Here is an 18,488-nt window from a genome sequence, read left to right on the forward strand (position 1 = left end):
GCGCTACAGGGGGATGTTGCCGTGGGCGCCGCGGGCCGGCGGGGCGTCGGCCAGGGCCTCGGCGATCCGGCGGCGCGTCTCGTCCGGCTGGATGACCGCGTCCACCACGCCCGCCTCCAGAGCCGGCTGGACGCCGCCGGTGGCCTCGACCTGGGCGCGGATCAGCCGTTCGCGCAGCGCGTCGCGGGCGGCCGGCTCGGCGGCGGCCAGTTCCCGGCGGTGCAGCACGTGCACGGCGGCGCCCGGGTCCAGGACGGCCACTTCGGCGGCCGGCCAGGCGAAGACCGTGGAGGCGCCGAGGGCGCGGGAGTTCATCGCCAGGTAGCCGCCGCCGTAGGCGCGCCGGGTCACCAGGGTCACCCGGGGCACCACCGCGGCGGCGAAGGCGTGCAGCAGCTGGGCGCCGCGGCGGACCACCGCGTCCGGTTCCCGGTCGGGCAGGTAGCCGGGGGTGTCGACGAGGACCAGCAGGGGGACCGCCAGGGCGTCGCACATCCGGACGAACCGGGCGGCCTTCTCGGCGGCGGCCGCGTCCAGGCAGCCGTTGAGGTGCTCCGGGTTGCTGGCCACCACGCCGACCGTGCGGCCGGCGAGGCGGCCCAGGGTGGTCACCACGTTCGGCGCCCAGCGCGGGTGGGACTCCAGGCCGGGCTCGTCGAGCAGGGCGCGGATCAATGGCCGTACGTCGTAATGATGCTCTTGGATGAAGGAGTCGAGCGGACGCCCGACCGTGCCGCCGGGCCGGACGTCGGACGGCGACAGCCGGCCCTGGTGGCCCAGCAGCCGGATCAGGCGGCGGGCCTCGGCCAGCGCGGCCGGCTCGTCCTCGGTGGTCACGTCCGCGAACGAGGTGGCGGTGCCGGACGGGACCAGCCGGCCGCCCCGGCTCATGATCACCAGGTCGGTGAGCGCGGGGCTGTACGCCGCGCTGCCCGCGGCCGGCCCGAGCACCACCGAGATCTGCGGGATCCGGCCGGAGGCCCGCACCATCGCGGCGAAGACCTGCCCGGCCGAGTCCAGCGAGCCCACGCCCTCGGCGAGCCGTGCCCCACCGGAGTGCCAGAGTCCGGTCACCGGGACCCGCTCCCGCACCGCGACGTCGATCGCCTCGACGACCCGCCGGCACCCCGCCACGCCGATCGCGCCGCCCATCCGGGTGGCGTCGGTGGCGAAGGCGACGGCAGGGGTGCCGTCGACCGTGCCACGGGCGGGCAGCACGCCCGACTCGTCCCGGAGGGCGAGCAGGCGCAGGGTGCCGCGGTCGAAGAGGGTTCGCAGCCTCAGCTCGGGATCGCGCCGATCGGTGGCCGAATCTGTCCCTCCGGGGGTGAAGGGCACGGCGTCCTCCTGGTCAGGGGCGCGTGAAGACCAGGGCCACGTTGTGGCCGCCGAACCCGAACGAGTTGTTGACCGCGGCCGGGATGTCGAGCTGGCGGGGCTTGTGCGCCGCCACGTCGAGGTCCAGCCGCTCGTCCGGGTCGTCGAGGTTGATGGTCGGGGGAACGATGCTGTCGCGGATCGCCAGGATGGTGGCGATCGACTCCAGCGCGCCGGCCGCGCCCAGCAGGTGCCCGGTCATCGACTTGGTCGACGTGACCACCGGGTGGTCGCCGAGAGCGGCCCTGATGCCCTTGATCTCGCCCATGTCGCCGGCCGGGGTCGAGGTGGCGTGGGCGTTGACGTGCTTGATGTCGGCACCGGTCAGACCGGCGTCGCGAACCGCCATCTGCATCGCCCGGATCCCGCCCCGGCACTCCGGGTCGGGCTGGACGATGTCGTAGCCGTCCGAGGTGATCCCCGCGCCGGCCAGCCGGGCGTACACGGTGGCCCCACGGGCCGCCGCGTGGTCGGCACGCTCCAGGATGATCGCGCCGGCGCCCTCACCGAGGACGAACCCGTCTCGGTTCTTGTCCCACGGGCGGGACGCCCGCTCCGGGTCGTCGTTGCGCGTCGACATGGCGCGCATCGACGCGAAACCGGCGATCGGCAGCGGGTGGATGACGGCCTCGGTGCTGCCGGCCACCACCACGTCGGCCCGTCCGGCCCGGATCAGGTCCAGACCCAGGGCGACCGCCTCGGCGCCGGTGGCGCAGGCGCTGGCCATCGCCCGGACGCCGGCCTTGGCGCCGAACTCCAGGCCGACATAGGCGGCCGGGCCGTTGGGCATCAGCATCGGCACGGTGTGCGGGCTGACCCGCCGCGGGCCGGACTGCTCCAGGATGTCGTCCTGGTCGAGCAGGGTGATCGCCCCGCCGATGCCGCTGCCGAAGCTGACCCCGAGCCGCTCCTGGTCGAGCTCGGCGCCCTCCAGGCCGGCGTCCGCCCAGGCCTGCTTCGCGGCGATGATGGCCATCGCCTCGCTGCGGTCCAGGCGGCGCATCCGGACCCGCTCGATGATCTCCGACGGTTCGACGGCGAGTCGGGCGGCGATGCGTACGGGCAGCTGGCCGGCCCACTCCTCGGTGAGAGTTCGCACTCCGGAGCGGCCGGCGAGCATGGCGTCCCAAGTGGACACGACGTCCCCGCCCAGCGGGGTCGTCGCGCCGAGCCCGGTGACGACGACGTCTACAGTGCTCATCTCAGTGGTTCGCCTCGATGTAGGTGACCGCGTCACCGACGGTCTTCAGGTTCTGCACCTCGTTGTCCGGGATCTTGACGCCGAACTTCTCCTCGGCGGCCACCACGACCTCGACCATCGACAGCGAGTCGACGTCCAGGTCGTCGGTGAAGGACTTGCCCTCGGCGACGTCGTCCGGGTTCACCCCGGCGACCTCCTCGAGGATCTCGGCGAGGCCGGAGGTGATCTCTTCGCGAGTAGCCATGGTTGTTCTTTTCCTCTCGGTTTTACGGTTTTGTGCAGAGAACCTTACGGGCAGCGGACGACCTGACCGGCGTAGGTCAGGCCACCGCCGAAGCCGAACAGCAGCACCGGCGCCCCGGAGGGCACCTCGCGGCGCTCGATCAGCTTGGACAGGGCGAGCGGCACACTGGCCGCCGAGGTGTTGCCGGACTCCACCAGGTCCTTGGCGACGATCGCGTCCGGGCTCAGGCCGAGCCGCTTCACGATCCCGTCGATGATCCGGGTGTTCGCCTGGTGCGGCACGAAGGCGGCCAGCTCGGACGGCTCGACGCCGGCCCGGCGGCACGTCTCGATGGCGAACGGGGCGAGCGCGGTGGTCGCCCAGCGGAAGACGATCTGGCCCTCCTGCTTGATGTAGGGCTGCCAGCCCTCGATCCGCAGCACGTCGCCCTTGTCCGGGGCGGAACCCCAGAGCACCGGGCCGACGCCGACCGCCTCCTCCTCGGTGACCCCGGTGACCACGGCCGCGCCGGCCGCGTCGCCGAAGAGCACCGCGGTGGTGCGGTCCGACCAGTCGGTGACGTCGGAGAGCTTCTCCGCGCCGATCACGATCGCGTTCCGGGCGGCGCCGGCGCGGATCGCGTGGTCGGCGCTGGCCATCGCGTAGGAGAAGCCGGAGCAGGCGGTGTTCAGGTCGTACGCGGCCGGGGCGACGATGCCGAGCTTGCTGGCCACCCGGGTCGCCACGTTGGGGCAGCGGTCGATCGACGAGCAGGTCGCGACGATCACCAGGTCGATGTCGGCGGCGGTCAGGCCGGAGGCGGCGAGCGCCTTCTCGGCGGCGAAGGTGGCCATGTCGGCGACCGTCTCGGTGTCGGCGATCCGGCGTTCCGCGATGCCGACCCGGTCCCGGATCCACTCGTCGTTGGTGTCCAGCGTCTTGGTCAGATCGTCGTTGGTGACCACGCGCGAGGGCTGGTAGTGGCCCATCGCGACGATGCGGGAACCCGCAATCATCCTGTTCCTCCTTCAGTCGCGACTGCGCGCGTCAGTGCTGTGCCGTGCTGTGCCGGGCGATCAGATCGCGCGCGGCGGGCAGGTCGTCCGGCGTGTTCAGGGTGACGATCTCCGGTGCGCCGTCGCCCTTCAGCTCGCGCTTGACCAGGCCGGCCAGGGTGCCGGCCGGGGGCAGCTCGAGCACGCCGGTGACCCCGAGCTCCTTGAGCGTGCGCATGCACAGGTCCCAGCGGACCGGTGCGGTGACCTGGCGGATCAGGCGGTCCAGCATCGCCGTCCCACCGGCCACGGCGGTGCCGTCCAGGTTCGACAACAGTGTCCGGGCCGGGTCGGTGACGGCCACCCCGGCGGCGGCCGTGGCCAGCGCGGTCTCGGCGGGCGCCATGAACGGCGTGTGGAACGCCCCGGCGACGGCCAGCGTGATCACCCGGGCCTTGGCCGGCGGGGCGGCGGCGAACTCGGCGAGCGCGTCCAGCGCCCCGGCGGCCACGATCTGGCCGGCGCCGTTGCGGTTGGCCGGGAACAGCCCGTGCTTCTCGATGGTGGCGACCACCTCGTCCGGGTCGCCGCCGAGCACCGCGGACATGCCGGTGGGCTGCAGCGCGCAGGCGGCGGCCATCTCCCGGCCGCGGACACCGGCCAGCGTGATGGCGTCGGCCGGGGTCAGCACCCCGGCCACCGCGGCGGCGCCGAGCTCGCCGACGCTGTGGCCGGCGACCACGTCGACCCGCTCCAGCGGCAGCTGCTCGGCGGCCAGCAGCGCGGCGGCGATCAGCAGCGGCTGGGTCCGGGCGGTGTCCTTGATCTCCTCGGCGTCCGCGTCGGTGCCGAGGTGCACGAGATCGACGCCGGCGAGTGCGGACCACCCGGTCAGGCGGTCACGAGCACCGGGCAGATCGAGCCACGGGGTGAGGAAGCCGGGCTTCTGGGAACCCTGGCCGGGGGAAAGTACGGCGAGCACGTCTTCGACTCTTCCGGATCGGGGAGCGTTCCGGGGTTGCCGGGCGCGACCAAACCCTACGACCAGCCTTGTAGGGTTCCTACAAATCGTAGGGGAACTTGCCCAGTTTCAGCACTATTTGACGCGCTGGTCGTTGGATGTTGTCCGCTGTGAGTCATGTCGCAGGTTCCAGCCTGCCGATGGTCAGCGCCAGCCGCAGCGCGAAGGCGTCCCGGCCGTCCAGCGGGGACAATCCGGTCACCTCGGCCACCCGGCGCAGCCGGTACCGGACCGTGTTCGGGTGCACGTAGAGCTCCCGGGCGGCGCTCTCCAGCACCCCGCCCGCCGCGAAGAACGCGTCCAGCGTCTCCAGCAGCCCGCCGCCGGCCCGGGCCAGCCCGGCGTAGACGTCGTTGCGCAGCTTGCGCCGGGCGTCCATGTCGCCGGCCAGGGTCCGCTCCGGCAGCAGGTCGTCGGCGGCCACCGGGGTCGGCGCGCCGGGCCAGGCCGGCGCGGCGCGGAACCCGGCCAGGGCCGCCCGGGCCGACTCGGTGGCCTGCTCCAGGGTGGGCACCGCCGGACCGGCCACGATCGGCCCGTCGCCGAAGCTGGCCCGCAGCGCAGCCGCGGTGGCCACCGGGTCGGCCGCGCCGCCGACCACCGCGACCAGCCGGTCGCCGTGCACGCCGCCGATCACTTCCAGCCGGGCCCGGCGGGCGGCCCGGTAGACCGCGTGCAGCACCGCGGTGATGTCGCCGCCGGGGGAGCGGCCGACCACCACCGCGACCGGCGGGGTGTCCACCCAGCCCAGCGCGGCCGCCCGGCTGGCCAGCACGTCCGACGAGTCGCCGCGCAGCAGGGCGTCCACCAGCAGCGCCTGCAGCCGGGCGTCCCAGGCGCCGCGCGACTCGGCGGCCCGCGCGTAGACCCGGGCGGCGGAGAACGCGATCTCCCGGGAGAACCGCAGGATCGCCTGCAGCAGCAGGTCGTCCTCGCCCTTGGCGGCGAAGCCGGGCACCTCGGCCTCGGCCACGTCGATGGTCACCTTGATCAGCTGGACGGTCTGGGTCAGCGTGATCGCCCGGGCCAGGGCGCGCGGGGCGGCCGCGAACACCTCGTCGGAGATCTCCTGGGTGCTGGCCGCCACGGTGGCGCCCGAGCGCAGCCACTCGACCAGGGACCGGACGCCGGCCTGTGCGACGAGCATCACCCAGGACCGTTGATCGGCCGGCAGGGCGCGGAACCACGGCAGGGTCTCCTCCATCCGGCCCACCGCGGAACTCGCCAGGGCGCCGGCGTGCCGCTCGATCCGCCGCAACGTCGCAGGTTGCAGCGGGTTCGCCGGGGCTTCCGGCGGGGTATCGGTGCTTCGGCTCTCGGCCACGCGCCCAGCGTGTCACGCCACGATCGGCTGACGCGAACCGCGCCGGTTTCATTATTTTTATGACATTTGTCCGGTGTAGCGGTGCGCCCCTCCCGCGATTCCGGTCGGTGACCTGGCATCGTGTCCGACTAGTGCGTCCCGGCTGGGGTTCAACCCGGCGCCGGGCGTGCCGATGAAGAGACGGTGCCGAACAACCTGTCGACAGCCGAACCCGCGGATCGAGGAGGCGAGATGATGGACCGGGACGATGCGCTGCGGGCCGAGATCGACCCGACCCTCGAGGACCTGCCACCGGTGGCCGAGGAGGAGCCGTTGCTCCTGTCGGACCAGGTCATCGGCTCGGAGCCGGGCCGGGTCGGATGCCGGACCGAGCTGCGTGGCTGGGCCGGCGCGCATCTGCACGGCGCGGTGCGGCCGCGTCGCCGGGCCGCCGGGCGGGGTCGCCCGCCGGGCCGCTGGTGCTGAGCTGATCTTTCCGGCTTCGATCCGCCGGGCCGCGGCCGGCTCGGGCCGCCCGGCGGGTCACGGTTCCCTTCGCGCTTCGCGCCCCTGAGGTACGCCCCGCGCCGCGCGCCCAGCGTTTCACGACTTTTCCGTACGGACCGCGCGGAACGGTCGCCCTTCGTGCGTGGCCTGCGGATAGTTTCTTTTCGGGCGTCGCTCGCGTGACGGCCCCGGTGGCCGGCTCACCCCGACGGGTGAGTGGCGGCGGTGGCCCGGGCGCGTTCCCCCGGCCGGAGCGCCCGGACTGGTCAGGTGAACAGGTGGACGACAAGAGACGGCTGATCCTCGACCAGGCGCTCGCCCTGGTGGACGAACGTGGTCTGGCCGCCATGTCGATGCGGGCGGTGGCCGAGCGGGTGGGGCTCACCTCGATGGCGCTCTACCCGTACGTCGGCGGCAAGGACGCCCTGCTCGACGGCCTGGTCGACCTGCTGCACCTGGAACTGGGCACCGCGGTCGGCGACGACCTGGCGGACATCGACTGGCGGCGCCGGCTGCGGGCGCTGGGCCGGGCCGTGCGCTCGCTCGCCCACGCCCACCCCAGCGCCTTCCCGCTGCTGCTGAACCGTTCCGCGGCCGGCGCCTCGGCGTCCTGGCTGATCGCGGCGCTGCGCGGCATCCTGCACGACGCCGGGGTGCCGGACGGCGCGGTGCCCCGGCTGGCCCGGCTGATCTGCGCGTTCCTGCTCGGCTACACCACCGGCGAGGTCACCGGCGGCCTGCCCGCGGTGGAGCCGGCCGCCTGCCCGGGCGACGCCGAGTTCGACGCCGACCTGGAGGACCTGCTCGGCCTGGTGGAGCAGGCAGCCGCCCGCGCCCACCAGCCCCGCTAGCCACCGGACCGCACCGCGCGTCACGGTCCCGGCTGGCCCTCACGGGTGTCTCGACCGCTGCGAGGCACCCCTCACGCCCAGCCGAGGCCGCGACGCGCGTTGTGGCCCGGACCGCGGCGCGCCTCGCGGCCGTCGGCTGGTTGTCAGGGGTGTCTCGAGGGGTCTGAGGCACCCGTGAGGCCCAGCCGGGGCCGCGACGCGCGTTGTGGCCTGGACCGCGGCGTGCCTCGCGGCCGTCGGCTGGTTGTCAGGGGTGTCTCGAGGGGTCTGAGGCACCCGTGAGGCCCAGCCGGGACCGTGACGCGCGGTGCGGTCGTGAGCGGGCGCGGGCCTTGCGTTTCCGCCCGCGGGCCCGCATGACACGCGCTGCGGTCTGGAGTGGGCCGGGGCATCGCGGGCCGGTTGCCACGGGGCTGCGAGTCGTACCAGAAAAAGATGCGTGGGAATCGGGGGGCATCGCGGCAGCGGGGATGGTTTTCGCCGGAAAGACGAACGCCCTGGCTCGCGGAGGGTCCGGAGCCAGGGCGGGTGGTGCGGTGAGTCAGACGCGGCGGCGGATCAGGAACGCCATGCCGGCCAGGCCGGTCAGGATGACCAGCAGGACCGCGCCGTTGAGCAGCAGCAGCTGGCGCATCTGGCCGAACAGCTGGCCGGCGCCGCCGACCGGGTCGAGCTCGGACTGGTCCAAGGTCTCGCCCACGCCGCCGCCGATGCCGCCGTTGACCACGTCCGGTTTCGCCTTCAGCGGGACGCCGCTGAGCCGCAGCGACTCGGACATCGACTGCCGGCCGTAGAACCAGCCGTCCGTCTGCCGTTTGCCGGCGGCCGGCTGGGTCGCCGGCCGGTGCGCCCGCGGACCGCCGGTGGCCAGCGGGTACAGCTCGTACTCCTGGGCGGCCTTCTCGCCGATCAACACCTGGACCAGGTATTTCGGGCCGAGCTTGGCGGACTTGCCCGGAGGCGAGGCCTGCGGCTGCGCGGTGGCCAGCCAGCCCACCTCGGTGATCAGCATCCGGAACAGTTTCGGGTCCTCGCCCTGCAGGACCTTGATCCCCTCCTCCGGCACGCCCTGGCCGGTGATGTGGATCCCGTTCGGCTGCGCTTTCGGTGCGGCCGGCGGCTTGGCCGTCGGTTTGGTCGCCGGGATCGTGCCGCTCTGCCCGGCGGTCTCGGCCTGCGCCGCCGCCGGGGTGGTGCCGAGTGCCAGTGCCGCCGCGATCGTCAACGCGCCGGCCGCCGTCGCCACCCGTTTCATCGCTCGTCGAACCACCATCCGACCTCCCCCGCCCGTGGATGACATGGTTTCGTGAACCGCTGCTCATGCGCCGGCGATGACCGGCACGCGGCATCGCTCTCCAGCCTTCCCGAGCACCGGCCCCGTCGCATCCGGAGACAGGGTTATTTGGAGCTATGTGGGGGGACGACCGCGGAGGACGGTAAAGCCGTTGATCAGCGGCCGAATATTACCCAGTCGCCGCAACGCGTGGGGGCGGCGGCCACCCATGTAGCGGACCGCATCACCGCATTCGACGACCAGCTATGGCGGCCGGCCGCCGAATGCGGTAAAAGGGGGTCGATCAGGCGGAAAGCCGTGCGCGGGCGGCGGCGATCCGGGCCAGCGTGCGCTCCCGGCCGAGCAGCTCGATCGACTCGAAGAGCGGCAGGCCGACGGTCCGCCCGGTCACCGCGACCCGGACCGGCGCCTGGGTCTTGCCCAGTTTCAGCCCGCGGGCCTCGCCGACCTGCTCCAACGCCGCCTTGAGCGGCTCGGCGGTCCAGTCGGTGAGCGCGGCGAAGGCCTCGGCGGCGCCGTCCAGGATGTCGGCCGCGCCCTCCTTCATCGCTTTGGCCCAGGACGCCTCGTCGTCGACCGGCTGGTCGAGGAAGAGGAAGTCCACGTTCTCCACGATCTCGGAGAGCACCGCGATCCGGGTCTGCGCGAGCGGGGCGATCGTGGTGAAGATCTCCGCGTCGAACGCCGCCGGGTCCCACGGCGGGGCCGGGATGGTGTCGGTGCCGGTCAGCCACGGCGCGCAGACCTGGGTGAACTCGCTCGGGGTGAGCGCCCGGATGTACTCCCCGTTGAACGCGCGGAGCTTCTTGACGTCGAAGAAGGCCGGGGCGTGGTTGACGTCCTCGATCCGGTACTCCTCCTCGACCACCGACCACGGGACGATCTCCCGGTCGCCGCTGGGCGCCCAGCCGAGCAGCATCAGGTAGTTGCGCATCGCGGCGGCGAGGTAGCCCTCGTCCCGGTACGACTCCAGCGCCACCTTGTCCCGCCGCTTCGACAGTTTCTGCCGCTTCTCGTTGACGATGACCGGGACGTGGCCCCAGACCGGCGGGGTGACGCCGAGCGCCTCCCAGAGCAGCTGCTGCTTCGGCGTGTTCGGCAGGTGCTCCTCGGCGCGGAACACGTGGGTGATCCCCATGCTCATGTCGTCGACCACGTTGGCCAGCAGGAAGACCGCCGAGCCGTCGGAGCGGGCGATGACGAAGTCCTCGATCAACTTGTTCTCGAAGGTGGGCTTGCCGCGGACCAGGTCGACGACCACCGTCTCGCCCTCGTCCGGCGTGCGGAAACGCAGCGCGCGGCCCTCGCCCGGGCCGAGCGCCCGCTCGCGGCAGAAGCCGTCGTAGCCGGTGTGCGTGTTGCCGGTCCGGGCGACCACGTCCTCGCGCTTGCAGTCGCAGTAGTAGGCCTTGCCCTCGCCGTAGAGCCGGGTGGCGGCGGCGGTGTGGTCGGCCGCGTAGGACGACTGGTAGTAGGGGCCCTCGTACGTCCCGCGCTCGATGCCGATCCAGTCCAGCGCCGAGATGATGCCCTCGGTCCACTCGGGCTTGTTGCGGGCCGCGTCGGTGTCCTCGATCCGGAGCACGAAGACACCGCCGTGCTGCTGGGCGTAGATCCAGTTCTGCAGCGCCGAGCGGGCGCCGCCGACGTGGAACATGCCGGTGGGGGAGGGAGCGAAACGTACGCGAACAGTCACGGGCCCAGCCTACCGAGGTCGTCGAGTGCCGCTTGACACACGCCGGTCGAGAGGCTTACTTTACCGAGGCGTTAATTAACTAGATCGTCAAATACAGAGGTGAGCGAGATGGGCAAGGTTGTCGCGGTGGAGTACGTGACGCTCGACGGCGTTTTCGAGGAGCCGGCCTGGAGCGGGCCGTACTTCAACGACGAGCTGAGCGCCTGGCAGGCGGAGAACCTGCGGGAGGCCGACGCGCTGCTGCTCGGCCGCCGCACCTACGAGGGCTTCAAGTCCGCCTGGCCGCAGATGGAGGAGGCGACCGGCGACTTCGGCGTCAAGATGAACACGATGCCCAAGCACGTGGCCACCACGACGCTGACCCAGCCGGAGTGGAACGCGACCTTCGTCGAGGGCGAGGTGGCCGACGCGGTGGCCAAGCTCAAGACCGAGCCGGGGACGCTGCTGATCAACGGCAGCGGCTCCCTGGTGAACTACCTGACCCGGCACAACCTGATCGACGAGTACCGGATCATGATCTACCCGGTGGTGCAGGGCGAGGGCCGCCGGCTCTGGGACGACGGCACCAAGATCGCTCTGTCGGTCACCAAGTCCTGGCAGACCTCGACCGGCGTGCAGGTCGTCACCTACGTCCCGGCCTGAATCGCCGACACGACGAGGGCCCGCCGCGAAACGCGACGGGCCCCGAAATGATCAGACGATCAGCTGTCGCCGCCGGTCTCGCCGACCGGGGCCGCGGTCACGTCGTCGATCGCGTACTTCTTGGCGGCCTCGCCGGGCACGTGGCCGGGCACCTTGCCGCGCAGCGCGAGCTCGCGCAGCGTGGCCACGGTGACCGACTCGCCGTCCACGTGGAAGTGGCGGCGCAGCGCGTGCCGGGTGTCGCTCATGCCGAAGCCGTCGGTGCCCAGCGAGGTGTAGCCGTTCGGCACCCAGCGGGCGATCAGGTCGGGCACCGCCCGCATCCAGTCGCTGACCGCCACCGACGGACCCTCGGCGCCCTCCAGCTTCTGCTGGATGTACGGCTTGCGCGGCTGGTCGCTCGGGTGCAGGAGGTTGTGCTCCTCCGCCTCGATGGCGTCCCGCCGCAGCTCGCCCCAGGAGGTGACCGACCACACGTCGGCGCTCACCCCCCAGTCCTGGGCGAGCAGCTCCTGCGCCTTGAGCGCCCAGCGCATGCCGGTGCCGGAGGCGAGCAGCTGCGCCTTCGGCCCGTTCGTCGCGGGGCCCTCGGCGTAGCGGTAGATGCCCTTGAGGATGCCCTCGGCGTCCACGTTCTCCGGCTCGGCGGGCTGGATCGCCGGCTCGTTGTAGATGGTGAGGTAGTAGAAGATGTTCTCCTGCTTCTCGCCGTACATGCGGTGCAGGCCGTTCTCGATGATGTGCGCGATCTCGTACGCGAACGCCGGGTCGTACGCCACCACGGCCGGGTTGGTCGCCGCGATCAGCAGCGAGTGCCCGTCCTCGTGCTGCAGGCCCTCACCGTTGAGCGTGGTGCGGCCGGCGGTGGCGCCGAGCAGGAAGCCCCGGGTCATCTGGTCGGCCGCGGCCCACAGCTCGTCGGCGGTGCGCTGGAAGCCGAACATCGAGTAGAAGATGTACAGCGGGATCATCGGCTCGTCGTGCGTCGCGTACGACGTGCCGGCCGCGATGAAGCTCGCGGTCGAGCCGGCCTCGTTGATCCCCTCGTGCAGGATCTGGCCGTTCGTCGCCTCCTTGTAGGACAGGAACAGCTCCCGGTCCACCGAGGTGTAGGTCTGGCCGTGCGGCGAGTAGATCTTCTTGGTCGGGAAGAGCGAGTCCATCCCGAAGGTGCGCGCCTCGTCCGGGATGATCGGCACCCACCGGGCGCCGAACTCCTTGTCCTTCATCAGGTCCTTGAGCAGGCGGACGAAGGCCATCGTGGTGGCCACCTTCTGCTTGCCGCTGCCCCGCTTGACGTCGGCGAACGCCTTGGAGTCCGGGATCGCCAGCGACTTCGCCTTGGTGCGCCGGGACGGCACGTAACCGCCCAGGTCACGGCGGCGCTGCTGCATGTACTGGTACTCGTCGGACTTCTCGCCGGGGTGGTAGTACGGCGGGAGGTACGGGTTCTCCTCGAGCTGCTTGTCGCTGATGTCGAGGTAGAGCCGGTCCCGGAAGCCCTTCAGGTCCTCCAGGGTCAGCTTCTTCATCTGGTGGGTGGCGTTGCGGGCCTCGAAGTGCGAGCCCAGCGTCCAGCCCTTGATGGTCTTGGCGAGGATCACCGTCGGCTGACCGGTGTGCTCGGTGGCCGCCTTGTAGGCCGCGTAGAGCTTGCGGTAGTCGTGGCCGCCGCGCTTGAGGTTCCAGATCTCGTCGTCGGTCATGCCCTCGACGAGCTTGCGGGTGCGCGGGTCGCGGCCGAAGAAGTGCTCCCGCACGTACGCCCCGGACTCGCCCTTGTAGGTCTGGTAGTCACCGTCGGGCGTCACGTTCATCAGGTTGACCAGGGCGCCGTCGGTGTCCGCGGCGAGCAGCGGGTCCCACTCCCGGCCCCAGACCACCTTGATCACATTCCACCCGGCGCCGCGGAAGAACGACTCCAGCTCCTGGATGACCTTGCCGTTGCCGCGCACCGGGCCGTCGAGGCGCTGCAGGTTGCAGTTCACCACGAAGGTGAGGTTGTCCAGCTCCTCGCGGGCGGCCAGGCCGATCGCGCCGAGCGACTCCACCTCGTCCATCTCGCCGTCGCCGAGGAACGCCCAGACGTGCTGCTGGCTGGTGTCCTTGATGCCGCGGTTGTGCAGGTAGCGGTTGTACCGCGCCTGGTAGATCGCGTTCATCGGGCCGAGGCCCATGCTGACGGTCGGGAACTCCCAGAAGTTCGGCATCAGCCGGGGGTGCGGGTACGACGGGAGGCCGCCGCCCGGGTGGCTGAGCTCCTGCCGGAAGCCGTCCAGCTGGTCGGTGGTGAGCCGGCCCTCGAGGTAGGCCCGGGCGTACATGCCGGGGGAGGCGTGGCCCTGGAAGAAGATCTGATCGCCGCCGCCGGGGTGGTCCTTGCCCCGGAAGAAGTGGTTCATGCCGACCTCGTAGAGGCTGGCGCTCGACGCGTACGACGAGATGTGGCCTCCGACGCCAATCTCCGGGCGCTGCGCGCGGTGCACCAGCATGGCGGCGTTCCACCGGACGTAGGCCCGGATCCGCCGCTCCACGAACTCGTCACCGGGGAACCAGGGCTCCTGCTCCGGCGTGATCGTGTTGATGTAGTCGGTGGACGTCAGTGGCGGAACGCCCACCTGTCGTTCCCGGGCGCGCTCCAGCAGGCGCAACATCACGTACCGGGCTCGTTTGGCGCCCCGTTCATCGATGACTCCGTCGAGGGACTCGATCCACTCGTTTGTTTCCGAAGGGTCGATGTCCGGAAGCTGGCTCGGCAGGCCATCGCTGATCACCGGGCGCTTGCGCTCCGTGGCCACAGGCAATCCTCTTGGTTGAGTGTCGGAACCGGTGCGATCCAGGTGGCGTATCGCCCGGAGGTCTCCATCCTGCCTCTTAACGGTGGGCATCGTCACGCCTAACGGTCGGCGCAGCGATGCGCGACACATGTACTGACCAGTAACTTCTTCGGTCACCCGTTGAGGAACGAGAAGCGCACCTGGCGGGACGGGTTGTCGCCGTTCGGGTCGACCAGGCAGATCGACTGCCAGGTGCCCAGCGCGATCCGGCCGCCGAGCACCGGGAGGGTGGCGTACGGCGGGATCCAGGCCGGCAGCACGTGATCGCGCCCGTGCCCGCGGGAGCCGTGCCGGTGCCGCCACTTGTCCACGGCCGGCAGCAGGTCGTCGATCGCGGTCAGCAGGTCGTCGTCGGAGCCGGCGCCGGTCTCGATGACGGCCAGCCCGGCCGTCGCGTGCGGCACGAAGACGTGCAGCAGGCCGTCCTGCTCGGACGCCACGAACTCCTCGGCCTGCCGGGTGATGTCGACGACGACCGGCCGGTCCCCGGTCCGTACCGTGATCACTTCACTACGCATCGGACGAGCCTATGTGTAGAGATCCAGCACGAGGAACGCCACCGCCACCAGCACCAGGCAGGTGGCGCACCTCATGATCATCCCGATATCGCACCACGGATCCGGCCCGGCCCGCTGGAAGATCGACAAGGGTGATCGGGTCACCGGTGGGTGGCAGCGTTCGCCGCGGTCCGTAATGCTGATTCGGTGACCACCCCGCAAAGCCTCGACGAGCGGTTCCGCGATGCGGTCTCGGCCCTGCGACCCCCGGAGCAGCGGCGCGCTCCCGGAGATCCGGTCCGCGACGGCGTCACGCTGACCGGCGCCCGTGCCCTCGAGCTCTTCGACGCCCAGCTGACCAGCCGCCACCTCGACCTCGCGGCCCGCTGGCTGCGCAGCTTCAACGAGGGTTTCCACACGGTCGGCTCGGCCGGCCACGAGGGGAACGCGGCGGTCGCCGCGGCGCTGCGCGGCGACGATCCGGCGCTGCCGCACGACCGGGCCGCGGCGTTCTACTGCGCCCGCGCCGCCGCGTCCGCCCCGGAGAGCCGCGTGCAGCGCCTGGAGGACGCCGCCCAGGACATCCTGCGTGGCGTGGTGGCCTCGGTCCGCGACCCGATCAGTGGCGGCCGGGACAAGGTCTTCGGCAATGCCGGACTGCATCTGGTCCCGGTGGTCTCGACGCCGGCGGGTCACCTGCCGCGAGCGGTCGGTCTGGCGTACGGGCTGAGCCGGTCGCCGGATCCGCGCTGGCCGTCCGACGCGATCGTGGCGGCCACCTTCGGCGACGACGGCGTCGACCAGCCCGGCGCGTCCGCGGCGTTGCACGCGGCCGGCTGGCACGACCGCGCCGACCAGCGAATCCCGCTGCTGCTGGTGTGCGAGGACGACGCGCCCGGCGGCCCCGACCCGGACGGCTGGGTGGCCTCGGTGCTGCGCGCCCGCCCCGGCGTCCGCTACTCCTACGCCGACGGCTGCGACCTGGCCGCCACCTACGACGCCGCCACCGAGGCCGCCGAGTACGTCCGCCGTGAGCGCCGCCCGGCCGTGCTGCACCTGGGCACGGTGCTGCTGCTGGGCCGCCCCGGCGATCCGGAGCCCGGCCCGGACCTGGACCGGGATCCGCTGGTCGGCACCGCCCGGCTGCTGGTCGAGGCCGGCCTGCTCGGCCCGGACGACGTGATCACCCGGTACGACGAGGTCGGCTGGCAGGTCCGCAAGGCCGCCGAGGAGGTGCTCGGCGAGCCGAAACTGGCCACCGTCGGGGAGATCGTCGCCTCGCTGGCCCCGCGCCGCCCGCTGCGGGTGGCGCACGCGATCACCGACGCGGCGAGCCGGGCCGCCGGGCCGGGCGCGGCCGGCCGGTCCCGGGTCTTCGGCGGGAGCCTGCCCGAGCAGGCCGGGCCGATGACCCTGGCGCAGACCGTCAACGCGGCCCTCACCGACGCCCTGGCCGCCCGGCCCGGGCTGCTGGTCTTCGGGCCGGGCACCACTCGCGGCGGGCGGCACGGGGTGACCGCCGGGCTGCGCGAGCGCGGCGGCGACCGGGTCTTCGACACCCCGCCGGACGCGACCAGCGTGCTCGGGCTGGCCCTGGGCGCCGGGCTGGCCGGCCTGCTCCCGGTCGCCGAGCTGCCCGACCTGGCCGGCCTGCACAGCGGCGAGGACCAGCTGCGCGGCGAGGCGGCGACCCTGTCGTTCCTCTCCTCGGGCGCCTACCGCAACCCGCTGGTGCTGCGCCTGCCCGCCCTCGCCGACCCGTACGGGATGGGCGGCCACCTGGCCAACGACAACTCGGTGGCGGTGCTGCGCGACGTGCCCGGCCTGGTCGTCGCGGTGCCGGCCCGGGCCGAGGACGCCGCGCCGATGCTGCGCACCTGCCTGGCCGCCGCCGAGGTGGACGGGAGCGTTTGCGTCTTCCTGGAGCCGGCCTCGCTGTATCAGACGAGGGACCTCTATCAGCAAGGCGACAACGAGTGGCTGGCCCCCTACGCTCCGCCGGAACGGTGGACCGGTGAGCACGCCCCGATCGGCCGGGCGCGGATCTACCCCATGGGCAGCGCGCAGGACTTGACCATCGTCACGTACGGTGGCGGGGTGCGGATGTCCCTTCGGGTGGCGGCCCGGCTGGCCGCCGACGGGTACGGCACCCGGGTCGTCGACCTGCGCTGGCTGAGCCCGCTCCCGGTCGCTGACCTGGTGCGGGAGAGCCTGGCCACCGGCCGGGTGCTGATCGTCGACGAGACCCGCCGCTCCGGCGGGGTCGGCGAGGGGGTGCTCGCGGCCCTGGTCGACGGGGCGTTCGTCGGATCCGCGCGCCGGGTGGCCGCGGCCGACGCACCGGTTCCGCTGGGTCCGGCGGCCCAGCACGTGCTGGTGGGAGAGGATGCCATCACACAGGGTGCCCACGCCCTGCTGGCGCGGTAAATTGCCACACACTCGGTGCGCCACTTGCGCCCGGGGCCCGGAGTGTGTGGACTACCCCCAGGTTCCGGTACATTTTCGCGGCATTTCACGGCTAGGAGGATTTGGACAGTGAGCGCGACCGCGGGTCAGGCCGACGGCGTACGCAGCCTGGCGGACCGGTTCGGCTTCGAGCCGAACATGGTGGTCATGGAGATGGGATACGACGACGACGTCGACGAGGATCTCCGTGACGCCCTGACCGAACGCGTCGGTGATTTGGTGGACGAGGACACCGACGAGGTCGTCGACGCGGTGCTGTTGTGGTACCGCGATGGCGACGGTGATCTGTTCGAGCTGCTCACCGATGCTCTCGGCCCCCTCGCCGACAACGGCGTGGTGTGGCTGCTGACCCCGAAAGCCGGGCGCGACGGGCACGTCGAGCCGAGCGAGATCAGCGAGTCGGCGCCGACCGCCGGCCTGCAGCAGACCTCGACGGTGAACGCCGGCAAGGACTGGACCGGGGCACGGCTGGTCTCTCCTCGAGGCGCCGCCAAGAAGAAGTAGCTCACTGCCGTCACCGCCCCAGGTCGGCGTCCCTCCGGGCGCCGGCCGTATCGGTGTGACCGGAACCGCCGCTGCGCGGGAGCCCGGGTCGCCGCTGACCATGACCGGATCGCCGCCGGGCGCGGCCGGATCGCCGCCGGGCGCGGCCGGATCGCCGCTGCGCGGGCCGGGCGGACCGGTGGGGTCGTGGCGCGGCCCGCCGGCCGGGGCCTAGGCTGGGACGGTGCCGATCGAGGTGGGCGCGCCGGCGCCGGATTTCCTGCTCAAGGACCAGAACAACCAAGAGGTCCGCCTGTCCGCCTTCGGCGGCCGCAAGGCGGTCCTGCTGGTCTTCTACCCGCTCGCCTTCAGCCGCCGCTGCCACGGCGAGCTGACCGAGATCCAGGAGCACCTGGCGGACTACGCCAACGAGCGGGTCCAGGTGCTCACCCTCAGCGTCGACTCGGTCTACAGCCACAAGGTCTGGGCCGAGCAGGAGGGCTTCGACTTCCCGCTGCTCGCCGACTTCTGGCCGCACGGCGGCGTGGCCCGCGATTACGGCGTGTTCAACGAGGAGACCGGCTTCGCCAACCGCGGCACCTTCCTGGTCGACCCGGCCGGCACGATCCGCTTCGCCGAGATGACCGGCCCGGGCGAGTCCCGCGACCAGTCCGCCTGGCGGGCCGCCCTGGCCGGCCTCACCGCCTGACCCACCCCGCGCCGGTGCCCCCGGCCGTGGGCAGGACCGGACCTGGGCTCGCCTGCGTGCTCCGGCGGCGGGCAGGATCGGACCCCGGGCTCACCTGCGTGCTCCGGCGGCGGGCAGGATCGGACCCGGGCCCGCCGGCGTCCTTCGGCGACGACCCGACTGGACCTCCGGGCCTGCGCCGGCGTTCTCTGGCGACGGCCCGGACCGGTCCGGGCCGCGTGCTCCCGTCGCATGGGGACGTGCCGGATCGCCGCCCGCGCCGGGTGCGATCAGGGGCAGGGTAGGATGACCACTCCGGTGTGTCCCGGGCGCGTAGCTCAGTGGGAGAGCACTCGCCTTACAAGCGAGGGGTCGTAGGTTCGAAACCTACCGCGCCCACCACACGC

General features: G+C 72.3%; 16 protein-coding genes and 1 tRNA gene. 7 read left to right on the forward strand and 10 right to left on the reverse strand.

From position 1 onward, the window contains the following. Positions 1-3: 3 nt before the first annotated feature. From BJY16_RS15325 to BJY16_RS15350, 6 genes are all read right to left on the reverse strand, one after another. A complete protein-coding gene (locus BJY16_RS15325; RefSeq protein ID WP_185040102.1) occupies positions 4-1,338 on the reverse strand; it encodes a carboxyl transferase domain-containing protein in 1,335 nt (444 codons plus the stop codon). Between the two features lie 13 nt (positions 1,339-1,351). After that, a complete protein-coding gene (gene fabF / locus BJY16_RS15330; RefSeq protein WP_185040103.1) occupies positions 1,352-2,578 on the reverse strand; it encodes a beta-ketoacyl-ACP synthase II in 1,227 nt (408 codons plus the stop codon). Position 2,579: 1 nt separating this feature from the next. Continuing rightward, positions 2,580-2,822, reverse strand: a complete 243-nt coding sequence (locus BJY16_RS15335) for an acyl carrier protein (protein WP_014441425.1) — start codon at positions 2,820-2,822, stop codon at positions 2,580-2,582. Positions 2,823-2,866: 44 nt separating this feature from the next. After that, the gene (locus BJY16_RS15340; RefSeq protein ID WP_185046466.1) at positions 2,867-3,814 is read right to left on the reverse strand and encodes a beta-ketoacyl-ACP synthase III; all 948 of its coding nucleotides are present in this window, start codon (positions 3,812-3,814) and stop codon (positions 2,867-2,869) included. 34 nt (positions 3,815-3,848) lie between these two features. Next, complete coding sequence (locus tag BJY16_RS15345) at positions 3,849-4,778, reverse strand: ACP S-malonyltransferase (RefSeq protein ID WP_185040104.1); 930 nt, start codon at positions 4,776-4,778, stop codon at positions 3,849-3,851. A 154-nt stretch (positions 4,779-4,932) separates the two neighbouring features. After that, complete coding sequence (locus BJY16_RS15350) at positions 4,933-6,141, reverse strand: PucR family transcriptional regulator (protein ID WP_185040105.1); 1,209 nt, start codon at positions 6,139-6,141, stop codon at positions 4,933-4,935. A 231-nt stretch (positions 6,142-6,372) separates the two neighbouring features. Between BJY16_RS15350 and BJY16_RS15355 the strand changes: the two genes are divergently transcribed. After that, complete coding sequence (locus BJY16_RS15355; RefSeq protein WP_185040106.1) at positions 6,373-6,606, forward strand: hypothetical protein; 234 nt, start codon at positions 6,373-6,375, stop codon at positions 6,604-6,606. A gap of 299 nt (positions 6,607-6,905) precedes the next feature. Further along, positions 6,906-7,478 carry a TetR/AcrR family transcriptional regulator gene (locus BJY16_RS15360; RefSeq protein WP_185040107.1) on the forward strand — a complete coding sequence of 191 codons (573 nt, stop codon included), beginning with the start codon at positions 6,906-6,908 and terminating at the stop codon, positions 7,476-7,478. A gap of 541 nt (positions 7,479-8,019) precedes the next feature. Here the strand turns inward: BJY16_RS15360 and BJY16_RS15365 are convergent. Together BJY16_RS15365 and gltX are read right to left on the reverse strand one after the other, a co-directional pair. Continuing rightward, on the reverse strand, positions 8,020-8,751 hold the full coding sequence (locus tag BJY16_RS15365) for a hypothetical protein (protein ID WP_185040108.1): 732 nt from the start codon (positions 8,749-8,751) through the stop codon (positions 8,020-8,022). A gap of 304 nt (positions 8,752-9,055) precedes the next feature. Beyond that, positions 9,056-10,468, reverse strand: coding sequence for a glutamate--tRNA ligase (gene gltX / locus BJY16_RS15370; RefSeq protein WP_185040109.1), 1,413 nt, complete (start codon positions 10,466-10,468; stop codon positions 9,056-9,058). 108 nt (positions 10,469-10,576) lie between these two features. On the opposite strand from gltX, the gene BJY16_RS15375 reads away from it, so the two are divergent. Beyond that, positions 10,577-11,110, forward strand: a complete 534-nt coding sequence (locus BJY16_RS15375; protein ID WP_185040110.1) for a dihydrofolate reductase family protein — start codon at positions 10,577-10,579, stop codon at positions 11,108-11,110. 59 nt (positions 11,111-11,169) lie between these two features. On the opposite strand, the gene aceE is transcribed toward BJY16_RS15375, so the two are convergent. Both aceE and BJY16_RS15385 read right to left on the reverse strand, forming a co-directional pair. Further along, on the reverse strand, positions 11,170-13,908 hold the full coding sequence (aceE, locus tag BJY16_RS15380; RefSeq protein ID WP_185040111.1) for a pyruvate dehydrogenase (acetyl-transferring), homodimeric type: 2,739 nt from the start codon (positions 13,906-13,908) through the stop codon (positions 11,170-11,172). A 152-nt stretch (positions 13,909-14,060) separates the two neighbouring features. Continuing rightward, positions 14,061-14,465: a YjbQ family protein gene (locus BJY16_RS15385; RefSeq protein WP_185040112.1), complete on the reverse strand. Its 405-nt coding sequence runs from the start codon at positions 14,463-14,465 to the stop codon at positions 14,061-14,063. A gap of 186 nt (positions 14,466-14,651) precedes the next feature. On the opposite strand from BJY16_RS15385, the gene BJY16_RS15390 reads away from it, so the two are divergent. The 4 genes from BJY16_RS15390 to BJY16_RS15405 all read left to right on the forward strand — a co-directional run bounded on the left by BJY16_RS15390 (position 14,652) and on the right by BJY16_RS15405 (position 18,483). Then, on the forward strand, positions 14,652-16,871 hold the full coding sequence (locus BJY16_RS15390) for a transketolase C-terminal domain-containing protein (RefSeq protein ID WP_185040113.1): 2,220 nt from the start codon (positions 14,652-14,654) through the stop codon (positions 16,869-16,871). Between the two features lie 108 nt (positions 16,872-16,979). Next, positions 16,980-17,414 carry a DUF3052 domain-containing protein gene (locus BJY16_RS15395; protein ID WP_185040114.1) on the forward strand — a complete coding sequence of 145 codons (435 nt, stop codon included), beginning with the start codon at positions 16,980-16,982 and terminating at the stop codon, positions 17,412-17,414. A 223-nt stretch (positions 17,415-17,637) separates the two neighbouring features. Beyond that, complete coding sequence (locus BJY16_RS15400; protein WP_185040115.1) at positions 17,638-18,102, forward strand: peroxiredoxin; 465 nt, start codon at positions 17,638-17,640, stop codon at positions 18,100-18,102. 306 nt (positions 18,103-18,408) lie between these two features. After that, positions 18,409-18,483, forward strand: a tRNA-Val gene (locus tag BJY16_RS15405). Positions 18,484-18,488 lie beyond the last annotated feature (5 nt).

Origin of the sequence: Actinoplanes octamycinicus, assembly GCF_014205225.1 — a bacterium.
Classification (GTDB): domain Bacteria; phylum Actinomycetota; class Actinomycetes; order Mycobacteriales; family Micromonosporaceae; genus Actinoplanes; species Actinoplanes octamycinicus.